Origin of the sequence: Deinococcus carri (assembly GCF_039545055.1) — a bacterium.
Lineage (GTDB): Bacteria > Deinococcota > Deinococci > Deinococcales > Deinococcaceae > Deinococcus > Deinococcus carri.
Genome location: NZ_BAABRP010000004.1, coordinates 25,523 through 41,416, shown reverse-complemented (window position 1 = coordinate 41,416; position 15,894 = coordinate 25,523). Strand labels below are relative to the sequence as shown.

General features: G+C 69.7%; 11 protein-coding genes. 4 read left to right on the top strand and 7 right to left on the bottom strand.

The genetic code is table 11. The features are described 5' to 3' along the window. Positions 1 to 22 precede the first annotated feature (22 nt). Together glpK and ABEA67_RS07615 are read right to left on the bottom strand one after the other, a co-directional pair. Complete coding sequence (gene glpK, locus ABEA67_RS07620) at positions 23 to 1,531, bottom strand: glycerol kinase GlpK (protein ID WP_345463297.1); 1,509 nt, start codon at positions 1,529 to 1,531, stop codon at positions 23 to 25. 64 nt (positions 1,532 to 1,595) lie between these two features. Next, a complete protein-coding gene (locus ABEA67_RS07615) occupies positions 1,596 to 2,432 on the bottom strand; it encodes an MIP/aquaporin family protein (RefSeq protein ID WP_345463295.1) in 837 nt (278 codons plus the stop codon). A 193-nt stretch (positions 2,433 to 2,625) separates the two neighbouring features. Here ABEA67_RS07615 and ABEA67_RS07610 point away from each other — a divergent pair, with 193 nt between their 5' ends. Beyond that, a complete protein-coding gene (locus ABEA67_RS07610; protein WP_345463293.1) occupies positions 2,626 to 3,612 on the top strand; it encodes a sugar-binding transcriptional regulator in 987 nt (328 codons plus the stop codon). Positions 3,613 to 3,616: 4 nt separating this feature from the next. On the opposite strand, the gene ABEA67_RS07605 is transcribed toward ABEA67_RS07610, so the two are convergent. The 5 genes from ABEA67_RS07605 to ABEA67_RS07585 all read right to left on the bottom strand — a co-directional run bounded on the left by ABEA67_RS07605 (position 3,617) and on the right by ABEA67_RS07585 (position 12,765). After that, positions 3,617 to 6,601: an ATP-binding protein gene (locus ABEA67_RS07605; RefSeq protein ID WP_345463290.1), complete on the bottom strand. Its 2,985-nt coding sequence runs from the start codon at positions 6,599 to 6,601 to the stop codon at positions 3,617 to 3,619. Positions 6,602 to 6,737: 136 nt separating this feature from the next. Further along, complete coding sequence (locus ABEA67_RS07600) at positions 6,738 to 7,742, bottom strand: SDR family oxidoreductase (RefSeq protein WP_345463287.1); 1,005 nt, start codon at positions 7,740 to 7,742, stop codon at positions 6,738 to 6,740. Positions 7,743 to 8,104: 362 nt separating this feature from the next. Further along, positions 8,105 to 8,311 carry a KGG domain-containing protein gene (locus ABEA67_RS07595; protein WP_345463285.1) on the bottom strand — a complete coding sequence of 69 codons (207 nt, stop codon included), beginning with the start codon at positions 8,309 to 8,311 and terminating at the stop codon, positions 8,105 to 8,107. 338 nt (positions 8,312 to 8,649) lie between these two features. Beyond that, a complete protein-coding gene (locus ABEA67_RS07590) occupies positions 8,650 to 10,374 on the bottom strand; it encodes a S8 family peptidase (protein WP_345463282.1) in 1,725 nt (574 codons plus the stop codon). Between the two features lie 108 nt (positions 10,375 to 10,482). Beyond that, on the bottom strand, positions 10,483 to 12,765 hold the full coding sequence (locus ABEA67_RS07585; RefSeq protein WP_345463279.1) for a hypothetical protein: 2,283 nt from the start codon (positions 12,763 to 12,765) through the stop codon (positions 10,483 to 10,485). Positions 12,766 to 13,339: 574 nt separating this feature from the next. Here ABEA67_RS07585 and ABEA67_RS07580 point away from each other — a divergent pair. The 3 genes from ABEA67_RS07580 (at position 13,340) to ABEA67_RS07570 (ending at position 15,894) form a co-directional block, all read left to right on the top strand. Next, positions 13,340 to 14,221: a hypothetical protein gene (locus tag ABEA67_RS07580; protein WP_345463276.1), complete on the top strand. Its 882-nt coding sequence runs from the start codon at positions 13,340 to 13,342 to the stop codon at positions 14,219 to 14,221. Between the two features lie 246 nt (positions 14,222 to 14,467). Next, the gene (locus ABEA67_RS07575; RefSeq protein WP_345463273.1) at positions 14,468 to 15,319 is read left to right on the top strand and encodes a hypothetical protein; all 852 of its coding nucleotides are present in this window, start codon (positions 14,468 to 14,470) and stop codon (positions 15,317 to 15,319) included. A gap of 2 nt (positions 15,320 to 15,321) precedes the next feature. Further along, positions 15,322 to 15,894 (top strand): hypothetical protein, encoded by a 573-nt coding sequence (locus tag ABEA67_RS07570; protein ID WP_345463270.1) that lies wholly within the window; start codon positions 15,322 to 15,324, stop codon positions 15,892 to 15,894.

The window sequence follows — 15,894 nt, the reverse complement described above, 5'->3', positions numbered from 1 at the left end:
GTCTGCGGGGCGGGGAAGCAGGCTAGGCCTGCGCCTCCTCGGCCTCCTCCCAGGCGCGGCTGCGCTCGACGGCCCTGCGCCAGCGGGCCATCAGGCGCTCGCGCTCGGCCTCCGGCATCTGCGGCTCGAAGGTGCGGTCGACCTGCCACTGCTCGGTGATGGCCTCTGGCCCGGCCCAGTAGCCCACCGCCAGCCCGGCCAGGTAGGCGGCCCCCAGCGCGGTCGTCTCGGTGACCTTGGGGCGCACGACCGGCACGCCCAGGATGTCGGCCTGGAACTGCATCATCAGGTTGTTGTTGCTCGCGCCGCCGTCCACGCGCAGTTCGGTCAGGGGTGCGCCGCTGTCCTGCTGCATGGCGGTCAGCAGCTCGGCCGACTGGTAGGCGATGGCTTCCAGCGCCGCGCGGGCGATGTGCGCGCTGGTGGTGCCGCGCGTCAGGCCGACGATGGTGCCGCGCGCGTAGCTGTCCCAGTACGGTGCCCCCAGCCCCACGAAGGCGGGCACCAGAAATACCCCTTCCGACGAGTCCACGCTGGTTGCCAGCGCCTCCACCTCACTGCTGGAGCGGATGATGCCCAGGCCGTCGCGCAGCCACTGCACCACCGCGCCCGCCACGAACACGCTGCCTTCCAGGGCGTAGGTGCGCTGGCCCTGAAGCTGCCACGCGACGGTCGTCAGCAGCTTGTTGCCGCTGGGCACCGCCTCGCCTGCCGTGTTCATCAGCATGAAGCAGCCGGTGCCGTAGGTGTTTTTCGCCATGCCGCGTTCCAGGCAGGCCTGCCCGAAGGTGGCCGCCTGCTGGTCCCCCGCGATCCCCGCGATGGGAATGCGGCTGCCCAGGAGGCCTTCCGCCGTCTCGCCGTAGACCTCGCTGCTGTTGCGGACCTCGGGCAGCAGGGCGCGCGGCACGCCCAGGATCTGGAGCAGTTCGTCGTCCCAGTCGCCGGTGTGGATGTTGTAGAGCAGGGTGCGGCTGGCGTTGGTCGCGTCGGTGATGTGCAGTTCGCCCCCGGTCAGGTTGTAGACCAGCCACGAGTCGATGGTCCCGAAGGCCAGCTCGCCCTTTTCGGCCCGCTCCCGCGCGCCCTCCACGTTGTCGAGCAGCCAGCGCACCTTGGTGCCGCTGAAGTAGGCGTCGATGATCAGGCCGGTCTTCTGCTGAAAGGTGGCCTCCAGGCCCTGCGCCCGCAGGCTGTCGCAGAAGCCCGCGGTGCGGCGGTCCTGCCAGACGATCGCGTGGTGAATCGGCTGGCCCGTCTGCCGGTCCCAGACCACCACCGTCTCGCGCTGGTTGGTGATGCCGATGGCGGCGATGTCGCCCGCCCGCAGGCCCGCGCGGGTGATGGCTTCCTGCGCCACCCCGCTCTGGGTGCTCCAGATTTCGCTGGCGTCATGTTCCACCCAGCCGGGCCGCGGAAAGTACTGCCGGAACTCCTTCTGGGCCACGGAGCGGATGTTGCCGCCCTGATCGAACACGATGGCCCGGCTGCTGGTAGTGCCCTGGTCGAGGGCGAGGATGTACTGGGTCATGCTTTCTCCTTCGGGGGGGGCGTGGGCCGTCAGACCGTTTGACGGTGAGACGCCTGGACCCATTTCAGCGCTGCTGTTCCAGGTTGAAGGCCGGGTCCACGCCCTGCTCACCCTGGGCGGCTTCCCCGGCGCGGGCCAGAGGCCGGCCGATGAAGAGGTCGTAGATGAAGGCCCCCACGATGGCCCCCACGATGGGGCCGACCACGGGCACGATCCAGATCCCGCTGCCGTCGGTCAGGCCGTTGTTCTTGAAGCCCGCCACCACGCTGAAGAGGCGCGGCCCCAGGTCACGCGCCGGGTTGATGGCGTAGCCGTGCATGCCGCCGAAGCTCATGCCGATCGCCATCACGACAAAGGCGACCGCCAGACCGCCCCAGGCGGCCCCCGCCGCGTTGTTCAGCTTGTCCCCGATGGCGAGGATCAGGCCCATCAGCAGCGCGGTGCCCACCACCTGATCGATGAAGCCGGGCCAGAAGCCGGGCACCGCCGGAAAGGTGCTGAAGACTCCGGCGGTGCGGGAGAGTTCGGGGTCGAAGCCCAGCCATTTGGCGTGGTACACGGCGAACACGATAGCCGCGCCCAGAAACGCGCCGATAAACTGCGCGACGATGTAGGGCAGCACCTTGGCCCAGGGAAAGCGCCCGGTGGCCGCCAGCGCGATGGTCACGGCCGGGTTGAGGTGCGCGCCGCTGATGGTGCCCGCGATAAAAATGCCCATCAGCACCGCGAAGCCCCACCCCAGTGTGATGTTGGTGTAGCCGCCGTTGACGACCTGGCCCGCAATCGGCGGGTTGGTGCTGGCAAAGATGACCACCATCGCCACCACGCCTACTCCAAAGAGAATCAGCACCATGGTGCCCAGCAATTCCGCCATGAACTCCTGACCGACACTGAATTTCATACTCCCCCTTCCGGTCGCCCCGGTCGTGGCCGCGCAGGACAGGTCCCGTGACCCCTCCGCACACCAGCCCGTCGGCACCGCTCTGCACCGAATTGTCGGTGCGCCTATCTTCGGAAGCCGGTGAACAATTGTCAAGGGGGAGCGAACAGATGTTCAGACTCCGGGTGGGGTCGTCCGCCGTATGCTGAGTGCCGTGACCGATGCCGTAACCGACGATCAGGCCGCGCAGGCCGTTCAGGTGGCCCGCCTGTACTACCACCAGGGCCTGACCACCGACGCCATCGCGCGGGAACTGAACCTGTCGCGGCCCAAGGTCAGCCGCCTGCTGACGCTCGCGCGGCGTACTGGCCTGGTCGAGATTCGGATTCACGACCCCCAGGCCCATCCCCAGAGTCTGGAGGCGCGCTTGCAGGCGCGCTATCCCTTCCTGCGCGCCCACGTCGTGAGCGTGCCGGCGGGCAGCCCCGAGGACGCCTGGCTGGAGCGGGTGGCGATTGCCACCGCCAGCCTGCTGGGCAGTGTGCTGCGGCCAGGCCAGACGGTCGGCCTGGCCTGGGGCAACACCCTCGACGCCGTGTCGCGTGCCCTCCAGCCCCGGCGCATCAGCAACCTGGACTTCGTGCAGCTCAACGGCAGCGCCAGCGCGCTGGACTTCATGAGCGGCTTCGTGACCGATACCATCACCCGCTTTGCCCGCAACTACGCGGGCCGAGCGCACCTGTTTCCCGTCCCCACCTTTTTCGACGACCCGGCCACCAAGCGGGCGATGTGGCGCGAGCGCAGCGTGAGGCACGTGCTGGACCTGCAAGCCCGCGCCGACGTGCTGCTGTACTCGGTCGGCAGCCGGGAGGCGCACCACCCCAGCCACGTGTACGTCTCGGGCGCGCTCGACCCGGCCGACCTGGCCCAGCTCGACGCCGAGGGCGTGGTGGGCGACATCGCCACCGTGTTCTACCGGGCCGACGGCAGCTACGGTGCGATTCCGCTCAACGAGCGCGCCAGCGGTCCTCCCCTCAGCCTGATGCAGCAGGCCCCGCACGCGATCTGCGTCGCCAGCGGGCGGGGCAAGGTCGCGGCCCTGCGTGCCGCCCTGGCCGGCCGCCTGATGAACACCCTCATCACCGACGAGATGACCGCCCGCGCCCTCCTGCTGCCCGGCGGGCCGGACGCGGAGGAGTAGGTTCCTACGCCACCGGAAGCGTGAAGGTGAAGGTCGCGCCCTCGCTGGGGCGGCCCTCGGCCCAGACGCGCCCGCCGTGCCGGGCCACGATGCGCTGGACACTGGCGAGGCCGACCCCCTCGCCCTCGAAATCCTCGGGGCGGTGCAGGCGCTTGAAAATCTCGAAGAGGCGCTCGTGCTGCGCCGGCTCGAAGCCCACCCCGTTGTCGCGGACGTGAATGCGGTGTTCGTGTCCGGCCGTTTCGCCCCAGACCTCAAGGACCGCCGTGTCGCGGGTGCGCGAGTACTTCACGGCGTTGCCCAGCAGGTTCTGGACCACCTGCCGCAGCAGGGTCACGTCGCCCCGCACGACCGGGAGCGGCCCCACCCGCCAGTCGATCTGCCGCTCGCCCGTCTCGGAGGCCAGCTCGGCCCGGACCGCCTCCACCAGAGCGTTCAGGGACACGTCGGTCTTCTGGAGTTCCCCGGTGCCCAGGCGGGCAAAGGTCAGGAGGCTCTCGATCAGGGTGTTCATTCGCGCGGCGCTCTGCTCGATCACGTCCACGTAGCGCAGGGCGCGGGCGTCTTCTGGGACCACCCGGCGCAGCATTCCCGCGAAGCTGCCCATGTGGCGCACCGGGGCGCGCAGGTCGTGCGAGACGGTGGAGGCGAAGGCTTCGAGGTCGTGGTTGGCCTGTTCCAGTTGCCGCTGCTGGGCCGCCAGTGCCCGCTGGCCCTCGGCCCGCTCCAGCGCCAGCCCCAGGCTCTGCGTCACCGTTTCGAGAATGACCCGCTCGGTCCGGGTCCAGGGCCGCGCCCCGCCTGCCTCCTGCCGGAACAGCGCGACCACCAGTACGCCGCGCGGCGCGCCCCCGACCCGCACGGGCAGGGCCGCCCTGGCAGCGATATGCGGAAGCGTGTCCAGCCCCGGCTCCTCCCCGGCGGTCTGGTACAGCGGCTCCCCACTCTGCCAGGGGACAGCGAGGTGGGGGGTGTCGGCGGGCAGACCGGCCTCCACCTCGGCCTGCCACGCGGCGCTCCCCAGCTCACCCACCTGCGCCCGGACGTGCCAGCTGTCCTCCTCGGGTTCGCTGTAGAGCGCGTATCCGGCGGGCAGGCGGGCCAGCAGGATTTCCTGGGCGCGGCGCACCAACCGCTGGGGGTCGCTGTGCAGACCCAGGTCGCGGCCCAGTTCCGCAAAGGCTTCCAGGGCGCTGGTGCGGGCGGCCAGCTCATCCTTTTGCACGCTCAGCATCTGGGCCAGTTCCACCCGCTCCGCCGCGAGGCTCAGGGCGCGCCCCACCGCGCGGAACACGGCCCGGTCGCGCTCGTTCCAGCGCGTCTTCTCGCGCAGGCCCGCCGCGAGCTGCCCCACGGTGTGGCCCTGCACCGTCACGGGATAGATGCCGATGGCCCCGTATTCCGGTGTATGGGGGGCCAGCGCATGATCGGACGAACGCCAGTCCTCCACGAACAGCGGCTGCTGGGTGGTGGCGGGCTGGGCAAACAGCGGCAGCTCGGCCGGGAAGCCCTCCTGTGCCGCCGCCAGGGTGCCGGGGGTCATGTCGCCCGCCCAGGGTCCCTGCTTCCAGAGGTCGCCCGCGCGTTCGTAATATCCGGTGCTGCCCTCACCCAGGGCGTGTTGCAGCACGCTCGCCGCCGCCCGCGTCAGCACGCCGCGCTCCGTCTCCTGCCCCACCAGCTCGGTAAAGTTGGCAAAGGCCTGGAGGGCCGCCGTCTCGGCCGCCAGCTCCTCGTTGCGCCGCAGCAGGTCGCGGGTGCGCGTCTCCACCCGCTGTTCCAGGCGGTGCCGCAGCTCCCGCAGTTCGGACACGTCCACGCCCGTCACCACGGCGAGGTCGGGGTCGCCCCGCTCGTCGCGGATGAGCGCCGAGGAATACTGCACGAAGCTGCGGGTGCCATCCACGCGCTGCATCTCGATTTCCTCGTTCTCGACGCACTCGCCGGTGAGGACCGTGCGTGCCAGCGGCCATTCGTGGCCCTGGTAGCGCCGTCCGTCCGGGTGAAAGCCCAGATACTCGCTGTACTCGCCGATGCCCTGGCTGGCGACGAACGGCACCCCCAGAATCCGCTCGATCGCCCGGTTCCCCGTGATGATGCGGCCCTCCGGCAGTTCCGCGATCCACACGGCGGCGGGAAGCTGGTCGAGGATGGCCGAGAGCCGCGCCCGTTCCTGCCCCAGCTCGGCCAGCGCCCGCGCGCTCGTCTCGGCCGCCTGAAGTCGGTCCAGCGTCTGGGCAAGCTGGGCGGCCAGGAGCCGCACAAAGCCCCGTTCCGCCGCGCCCAGGGGCCACCCACCGCCGAAGCGCAGGGTCAACACGCCATACGCCTGCTCTCCCAGGCCCAGGGGCACGGCCGCGAGCGTCAGCGTTCCCAGGGGCAGAAACAGGCCGTCCGGCTGCGCCAGCACCCCGGCGAGCGGGGGAGCCTGGGCGGGCCACTCCCCGTCTCCCACACTCTGCCAGGGAACCAGCCCATCCTCCTCCTGCCGCCACACGGTTCCGCCGCTGGCCCCCAGCGCGGCCTCGCTCAGCCGCAGCACCGCCTGCACCGCGTCCTGCGCGCAGCCTGCCGAGGCGAGGGTCAACGTCATCTCCAGCAGTGCCCCGCGGCGGGCCTCGGTCAGCTTGCTCTCCCGGACGTTCCGAAAATGAACGGCGAGGCCGTCTCCCTGCGGAAAGGCCCACACCTCTGCCCACAGCGCCAGGGCCGGGGACGACAGCTCGAACTGCTGCCCCTGCCGTGTCTGCATCACCCGGCGGAACTCGCTTTCCAGGTCAGGGTCGAGCGCCCCCGGCCGCATACCCGGAAAACAGGACCAGAGGACCCGTCCCAGCAGGTCCTCCGGCGGCCGGCCCACCAGTGCGGCGGCCGGTGGATTGACATAGGTGTAGCGCCACTGGCCGTCCACCACGAACAGCGGGTCGAGCAGACCGTCAAGGAGGGTCTGGGCACCGGGCTGGAAAGAGAGGGAAAGATCGGGGTTCACGTTGTGCCTTCGCAAGATGGTACGCGGCGGACGGAGTGAACGACCGGTCAGCTTGTCCAGATAAATAGAATGTTAAGAGCACCCTGACCGGTGCTGCCGGAAAGAGAAGCCAGCACCGGTCAGGTGAACCGGCTGCTCAGTCGCGCTGACTTCTGCGCCAGAGGGCCGCCGCCAGCCCTGCCCCGATCAGGCCCGCCCCCAGCCATTTGCGGTGGTTGGCGGCCTCGGTGTACAGGCTCACCGACTGCACCATGCCGGGATAATCGCCGCGCTCCTCCAGCCGCTCGGAGGCGTGGTAGAGGATGCTGCGGCCCGGCGGCAGCGGTGGCTTGTCGCTGTGGGTGCGCGGAATCGCCACCGCCGCCAGCGCCTGCTCGGTGGCGTGCGGCGCGAATTCGCCCGAGGCCGCGATGCCCTTGCCCCCGCCGCCCACATACGTTTCGCGGGTAGGCGTGGTGGCCGCGTGCAGGACAGCCCGCGCCACCGTTTCCGGGGCGTAGACCGGCGGCACATGCTGCGGTTCGGCGTCCAGGTAGTTGCGGGCGTTGAGCGGAAAGGGGGTGTCGATGGGGCCGGGTTTGATCAGCGTGACCGCGACCGGCACGCCGTCATGGTCCAGCTCCATCCGCAGGCCGTCGGTGAAGCCCTTGACGGCATGTTTGGAGGCCGAATACAGAGCTTGCAGCGGAATGGTCTGCTCGGAGGTCACGCTGCCCATGTTGATCAGCGCCCCACCCCGCTCGCGCAGGCCCCGCACCGCCGCCCGCGAGCCGTACACCACGCCCCAGAAATTGATGTCGAAGAGGCGGCGCATGTCCTCGACCGAGAGGTCCATCAGCTCGCCGTACATGCCGACGCCCGCGTTGTTCACCCAGGTGTCGAAGCCGCCGTAGGTGGCCCGCGCCAGTTCCGCGATGCGCTCCACGTCTTCCTCGCGGCTCACGTCGGCCACGGCAAAGACCGCCTGCCCGCCGCCGTCCACGATCTCCTGCGTGAGCTGCCGCAGGGCCTGCTCGCTGCGTGCTGCCAGCACCAGCCGCACGCCCTGCCGGGCCGCCATCCGCGCAGTCGACAGGCCTATGCCGCTCGACGCGCCCGTCAGCACCATCACCTGCTCGTTCAGGGGTTTGAGTTTGACCATGTCTGCCTCCTGGCCGGAGTGTCGCGGCCCGCGCGGGTAGGTTTGTTTCGATTCAGCTAAAGCCCTGCGCCCCTCAACGCTTCCTCAAGGCCGTGGTCAGACCAACTTGCGCCCCTGTGCGAGAAGCGACCCGGTGGAGCAAGCAGGAAAAAAGACGTGACGGGGCGAAGTTGAATGACCCTCTGGGGTTTTTCAGAGGGTTGGGAAGCGGGGCCGTGCCGTCTCAGCCCATATGAAGTTGGTCGGTGAAGCCTTGTTCCGGTTCGGCCACCGAAGAACGCTCCCGCGGAACCTCTTCGCCCTCACCCGTCAAAAAGTCGGCCCCGACCATGTAAGTCAGGGCCGAGCTGAGCCTGCTGGCCTCAGCTCTCGGCTGTGCCGCTGCGTGTCCGGTGGGCCGCCTGGCCGCCCTTGCGTCCGGCCTCGCGCGCTTCCTCGGACGTGAACTGGTGGGCGTTGCCGCTGCGGTGGGCTGCCCGCCCCCCCTGGCTGGCGATCTCGCGCTGACGAACCGGGTCCATCGCGGCAAAGCCTCTTCTGCGGCTGGTGTCTCTCTGTTCTCCCGTCATCCTTGGCCTCCCGTTTCTCTCAGCCACCTGAATCGCACTCCCCTGGACGGGTGGTCTGGTACCCCAGATTCTGCGGCCCAGCTCGACCGTTCTTTCTGGTGAAACCGTGAATGCCCTGGGGCGCAGTCTGGGTTTCCTCCCAGAGTGCGATGAAGGTTCCTTCATAAAGGCCCGGGGATGAGGCGGAGGAGGTCCCGAGCAGACTGCAACCCCCGCAAGTCCGGCTCAATGCTGCCCGAATTCGTCGGCCGTTCTGGTGGGGGAGGGAAGAGCCGCCCCACGCAAGCAACGACCCCGACGAGGCCCTGGAAGGTTCGCCGGGGTCGTTGCCTGGAGCTTCAGCGCGTCTGAATGTCCTGCGTGGCGTTGCCGCTGCTGCCCGCCGGAACGGTCGCCTGCGCGCTGCCGGTGTAGGTCTTGCCCGCGAGGTTGATGCTGGCCCGCAGTTCATAGGTGCCTGCCGGGAGGCCGCTGAGGACATACGGCGCGGCGCGCTGTCCACTCGCCAGGGTGCCGCTGAAGGTCTTGGCGGTGATCTGCTGCCCACCTTGCAGGGCCTGCACGGTCAGGGTGTAGGCCGACCCGCTGGGCGGCGGCGTGGTGCCCGTCATGTTGGCGGCCCGGTTCACGGCCCCCAGGACATTGAGCATGGCCCCGGCCCCGGTGTTCCTGGCCCCCTCCTTGAGCGCCTGGCGAATCTGGCTGGCGTTCAGGTCGGGGAAGGCGGCGCGCAGCAGGGCGGCCGTTCCGCTGACCTGCGGGGCGGCCTCGCTCGTGCCTGCGCGGAGGGTATAGCTGCCGTCCTGCACGCGCGCCAGCGTGAGGATGTCAAAGGGGCTGGTCGTGTAGCAGTTCGAGGTGCCGGTGCCTGCCTGACCGCCCGGTGCCACCAGGTCCAGCGCCTTTTGCCCCGGCAGGGGCCGCGCGCTGAAGCAGGACAGCACGTTGTCGTCCTTCGAGACGGCCCCCACTGCCAGCACGTTGGGGTCGCTGGCAGGGTAGTACAGGCCCTGGTTGGGCGTGTTGCCCGCGGCCGCCACCAGCACGATGTCGGCATTGGCCGCGTCCTGTACGGCGCGGGCCAGCGCGGGGTCAGCCTGGGCGGGCTGGCCGTTCTGGCCTGCGAAGCCCAGGCTCATGTTGATGACCTTGGCCCCCTGCTGGACCGCGTAGCGCAGGCCCGCCGTGAGGCTGGCGCTGGTGGCGCTGGAGGTGTTCGTGGCCGTGTCCGCCCCGAACACCTTCACGGGCAACACGGTGCCGCGCCAGGTGAGGCTGGCGATGCCGATCCCGTTGTTGGTGTTGGCGGCGATCAGGCCCGCCGAGCTGGTGCCGTGCCCCACGTCGCCCACGGTGACCTCGCTGGGGTTGGCGTCGGTGCCCTGACAGGTGTCACCCACCAGACGCGAGCAGAAGTCGAAGCCGGGCCGCAGCCGTCCGGCCAGCTCGGGGTGGCTGGTGTCCACGCCCGTGTCGAGCACGGCAGTCAGCACGCCCGACACCGGTTTGCCCAGCGCCTCCAGCCGGTTCCAGCCCCCCAGCGCGTCGATGCGCGTCAGGTAATCCTGATCGTAGGCCGTGCCGCGCACCACCACGCCGGGGCGGTTGCCGCCCGGAAAGCCGGGGTCGTTGGGCGTGGAGAGCGCCTCATACACGAAGTTGGGCTGGACATGCAGCCCGGCCTGCGCCAGCCGCCGGGCAAAGGCCTCGTCTGTCTCGCCCGCCGGGGTGGCAGCGATTTGCAGGTCGGTCCCCTCGACCGCCTGGAGCCGCACGCCGGAGAGGACCGACAGTGCCTGGCTGCCCAGGCCGTCCGTGGGCAGGGCTTCCACCAGCACCTCCCCGCGCACATGCGGGAGCTGCCACAGGGTTTCCAGACGGGCGGCATCCACCGACCCCTCACCCTGGCCGGGTGCCGTGAGCGCCAGCGACGTGTTCGCCCCGCTGGGCAGCAAGACGTTGCCGCGGATCGTGTAGGTGGACCCGCCGGAACCCGGCCCTCCGGGCGTTCCACAGCCGACCAGCAGGGCACCCAGCAGCATCAGACCCGCGTATTTTTTCATGCTTCCAGTGTGGGGGGCGGCCTCCCCTGGAGGGTCACTGCCGCGTGAAGCATTTGGTCATGCTGGCATCAGCCGCGCGTCAGGAAGGGGCCGGCGTGGGGCTGACCTCTACCCCGCCGCTCTCCCGGTCTGGCGTGGCTGGGGAGGCAGGGCGTCGCGGCCTCCCCAGTTCAGCGAGCCGACGGTCAGGGCCACGTCCACGGCACGCACGCTGAGTTCGGGACGGCCACCCTGGCCCTGGCCCGAGAGGCAGAACCAGCGGCCCAGCGGCAGCACGCCGCCGAAGGTATGGGTCATGCCGTCCGCGTCGTGGTCGGGGAGGGGCCCTGAGCTGTAGACCTGGCGCGTTCCCACAGCCGTCCGCACGCCCAGGGCAAAGGGGGGCGGGGAGATGCCCGGCGGCGGGGAGGCGTCCACCACGTCCAGCCGCGCCGTGAGCGACCAGTCTCCGGCGGGTGACTCGGGCAGGGTCAGGGTCAGCAGGGGGGCGGGTCCCTGGCGGCCCCGGCGCAGCACCTCCAGCCAGCCCGCGTCCAGCGCCACGCGGTAGCCGTTGGGGGTGAGGCACTCGCGGCGCGTCAGGCCCGGGGCCGTAGGCGGCGTCTCCACCAGCAGGGCGGGGGCGCTGCGGAACTCGGCGGCGGGGAGGGCCGGGAGCGCGGCGCGGGCCGCCGCCGCCAGGTCGGGCAGTCCGGCGCGTTCGGCGTACAGGTGGCTCAGACCGGGCTGCGTGGGCAGCAGCAGCGCTGCGAGCGTGCAGCGGACCGCGTGCCGCTCGGCGGCGGGCAGGGTGCTGGCGACCGCGCTCCGCAGCAGCTCGCTGGCAAAGGCGAGGGACGTTTCGGCGTCGTTGCTGCGGTGGTGCAGGTCCGGCAGCACCAGCGCCTCGCGGCTTCCGGCGGGCAGCAGCAGCCCGGCCTGGATGCCCGCCCGCAGCGTTTCGGGGGCCAGTTCTCCCAGCAGCGCCGCCGCGAGGTCGGGGGCAAAGCGGTCATGCAGCTGCGCCAGCCGGGCCAGCGCCTCCCGCACCTCGGGGCGCAGGTCGCCCAGGCCCGAGAGCAGGCTCTCGCGGACATGGGCGGGCAGACGCAGGTCGCCGCCCGGGCCGGTCAGGTCGCTGCCCTCCTGCATCAGCGCGCGGGCATAGAGGGGCCAGCCCTCCGAGCGCTGCACCAGGCGGGCCGCGCGGGTGTGGCGCGTGGCGGCGGCCTCTGGTGGTTCGTGCGCCTCCAGCGCGCGCATCACGCCGCGCACGCTTAGGGGCGGCAGCGTGACCGCGTGCTGGTGCGGGCCGCCCAGTGGCCCCAGCGCCCGGCGCAGGTCCGCGAAGTACTGCGCCGAGGTGGTGCTCAGCACCAGCACCAGCGGCCAGGGCAGGTCCAGCAGGAACTTCAGCACCGGCATCAGCCAGGGCGGCACCCGGCGCACGTCATGTACGGCGACCAGCAGCGGCACCCCCGCCTGCCCCAGCAGTTCCGTCAGCCGGATCAGCGCGGCGTCGGGGTCGCCGGGCAGCGCCTGGGCGCGCAGCTCGGGCGGCAGCAGCCCCAGGATGCGCTGCGCCAGCGCCGCCTGAAGCAGGGGCCGCTGCGACGATCCCTGCACATGCACCGCCTGCCAGGAGGTGTCCTGCACCACATCCGCCAGCAGTTGTCGCCGGGTGCCGCTGTGCCCCTGGAGCAGCACCAGTTGCGGTGTCTGCCTGCCCCGCTCCAGCACCTGCCGCAGCGCCGAGAGCTGCTCGGGCCATTCGAAGTGCAGCTCGCCCCCCTGTGGCCGGTCACGGGGCGGCTGGACAGGGTGCGGCTCGCTGGAGAGAGCGCTGGGCCGCTCTGCCGGGGGACTCGCCTCCGGCAGGCTGGGGCCGAGGTGCAGGCCCAGCAGTTCGGCGCGGGCGCGCACCTGGGCCGCCGCTTCCGGCTGGCCCTGCCCCTCGAAGCGCTGGCGGGCCGCGTCCAGCCGCTCCTCGATCTGGTCATGAATCACGCTGCGCTGCTGGTCCACCCACCCCTGAAAGGCGGTGGTCCCCAGGTCCTCCAGGCCGCTCAGCGCCGGTCCCCGCAGCGGTGAGAGCCAGGCGGCCAGCTCGCGCTCGTGCTGCGGCAGGGGCTGGCGTAGCCAGCCGTGCAGGTCGGTGGCGCAGTGCAGGGTCAGCATGGGCAGCCGTGCCGGGAAGGGAGAGACGCCCTGCCCGCGCAGCCGCGCGAGTTCGACCCGCAGGTTTCGCAGCGCGTCGGCCGTATCCCATAGCAGCCCGGCCAGATGCTCACGGTGATGCGCCCGGCCTTCCAGCACCAGGTACGCCAGCAGCGCTGCCGCCTTGCTGGATGTGGGTACCACCTGGCCCTCATGAGTGATATGGACATGTCCCAGCAGCTGGACGGTGAGCATGACCTCTCCCATGCCTGCGTGTATGCCTGGCGTTTCTGTTTGGATGACCCTGGAGGGAAGTGAGGTGCGGTGCTTTAACGTCGTGAGATAAGAATAGCAAAGCTGAAAGTCAAATGAGCCACGAACCCGCGTTTTCCGGGGCACCCTGCCCTAAAACGTTAACGAACGTTACAGCAGACCATTTTTCTCAGGTGTGGTGAGCAGACCAGGCTGGAACTGGGCGGCCAGGGCAAAAGCGCCCTCACCTCACCGGAGCCTCACGAAAGTGATGTTCTGGCCGCAGTTTTTGTCTCGAACTGAAAAGACGGCTGCAAAGGGAACTACCACCGCTCTCATGGAAAGCGGTGGAAAGAAGGATTTCTCCTTAGCTTTCTTAGTCGACGTTTTACCGACTGGGACATCATTCCTAGGTTCTCTTGCCCCTGCCTAGACCACCGCTGCTCACAGACCTTTAACAGGACTTGCATTTTTTAGCGTGACGTTAACGCCCCTCTCACTACTCTCTGTACAGCAACGGGGCACCCGGCTCCGCTGTGCGGCAGAACGCCCCATTCAGTGCAGGGAGGGAAAGAACATGACCTACAAGTGGATTCTCGGTGCGATGGTTCTTGCGGCAGTGGGGACGGCGGGCGCTCAGGGGGCTGCACCCGCGGCCCAGGCTTCCAGCATCTGCATTCCCATTCCCATCCTCGGCATCACCTGCCCCGACCCCACCCCCACGACCGGCGACTCGGTCAACATCGTGACCGGCGGCGGCAGCAGCAGCCTGACCGAGAACATCACGGTGTCCATTCCCTCTATCGTGGCGATGCACCTGCACGAGAAGAGCTGGAGCCTGAACCTGAGCGACCAGGCGTTCGTGGCGGCCAACTGCTACCGCGCCGGTGGGCACAACACCGACACGGGCCGCGACTACACCGACAACATCGCGGACTTCATGACCCACTCCGGCACGAGCTGGACGGGTGACGGCGTGAAGGACAGCAAGAACGCCTACTCGACCGTGGGCACCTTCACCTGGGCCAGCAGCTACAACGGCAACATGGTCGCCGCCCCCCGCTACCCCGGCATCGAGTACACCTCCGGCACCAGCAACCAGGTGTCCTGGAAGGGACCGATTGTCTGCTTCAACCGCAAGGTCGTGGAGAAGTTCGCCAACGGGGCCAACGGCTGGGAAGTGAACATCTCGGCCAGGAACGTCACCGCGGGCTTCCCGACCCTGGTGCTGGGTGACCGCGTGGCGAACACCGGCTACAAGAAGGTCGAAACGCTTTACAACGCGAGCAACAAGACCACCAAGAGCCTCACCTTCAACAACACCAACGTCACGGGCATGGGCATGACCACCGGCGGCTGGCTGGACGACTACATCCTGGAGGCCCTGGTCTTCGACGGCAACGAGACGTCCGGGACCAAGAGCGCCGACGTGGTCTTCCAGCTCACCGGGAAGTTCTGACCCCGGCGGGGGTGGGCCGGGCTGAACTCCGGCCCCGCCCATCCCCACCCTTCCCGCCTTCCCCGCAGGCGGCCTCAGTTGCGTAAATATCGGGAACGTGTCGCGGGGCGTGCCGCGTTCCCAACTCTTTTTTTTGTGGTGCCCCTTTAAGGTTCTCCCCAAACAGCCCGGCCCCAATAGCAGACTTCCGTTTCTGTCCGCACGCCCCGGCCCCCCGCTTCATTCGGTTTTTCTGGAGGACAACCCATGCTGCACGCCCCCTTCCGCCCTGGCCGCCGCCCGGCCCGCTTTGTGCTGGCGTCCGCGCTGCTCCTGTCCGGCCTGCTCGCTTCCCCGGCCCTGGCCGCGACCGGCGTGAGTGTGGACGTTTCGCGCGTGGAGCTGAGCGTGCAGCCCGGCGGCAGCGTGAACCACGCCGTGACCGTGAGCAACCCCGGCAACCGCAGCGACAGCGGCATGAAGGTCAGCGCCTACCTGCGCGACTTCGTGTTTCCGACCAGTGGCGCGGTGCAGTTCCTGAATGCGGGCAGCACCAAGAGCAGCCTGTCGAAGTGGTTCCAGTTCACGCCGCCCGAGTTCACGCTGGGGCCGGGGCAGAACCAGCAGGTGCGCTATACCCTCCAGGTGCCCGCCGGAACCCCTCCGGGCCTGTACTGGGGCGTTCTCTTCTTTAAAAGTGATACGGCTGGGGCCGCCGCGCCCGCCGTTTCCCAGGCAGCGCAAAGCGGCGTGACGGTGCAGTACAACATCGACGTGGGCCAGATCATCTACGTGCAGGTGGGCACGCCCACGCTGGACGCCGCGCTGAGCACTATCGGGGCAGAGTACGCGGGGGGGCGGCTCAACGTGAGCGCCAGCATCAAGAACACCGGCACCGCGCTGCTGCGGGCCGCCGGGCGGGCGCAGGTGATCGACGCCAGCGGGCAGGTCGTGGCGACGCTGCCCATTGAGGAAGGAGTGGCGCTGCCCGGCTACACCCGCGCCTTCAGCGGGCAGGCCCCCGCGGACCTCAAGGCGGGGCAGTATCAGGTGCTGCTGGCCCTGCAATACGCCAAGGGCAAGGTCTTTACCGGGCAGACCCGACTGGTGGTGAAGTGAACATGACCCGCTCTCTCTGGACCCTGGCCGCCCTGCTCGTGCTGCTGCCGCCCGCCGCCGCGCAACTCTCGCCGCCCGCCAGCACGACCCTCAGCACGGCCACGCCGCAGACGGCCCTGCTGCTCGACGGGCAGCGCCTCAGCCTGAACGTGGCCTTCCGGCCCGGCGACCCCAGCGGTCCTGCTTACCCGCCGCTGGGCGCTTTCTCGAAGACCAATCCCGCCTACTACGCCGTGCATGGAAATGCCGGGCCGCTGCGGCTCACGGTATCTACCGTCCTGAAAAGAGCCGCGCTGGTGCTGAGCGCGCAGTCGGTGCCGCCGCTGCGCGGTCCGACGCTCCCGACCGACCGGGTGGAGTACAGCGTGAACGGCGGCCCCTGGCAGCGCACCGGGGCCGTGCAGGTGGTGGCCCTGCTGCCCGCCAGCGGCCAGGCCACCTACGACATCACCCTGCGCCTGCGCCTGGAGGGCGACGAACCCGCCGGAGAGCGCGGGCTGGTGCTGAGCTGGACCGTGGAGCCGCAGTCCCTGGGGGCACAGTCCCTGGGGACACCGGCACAGGGGGCGCAGTGA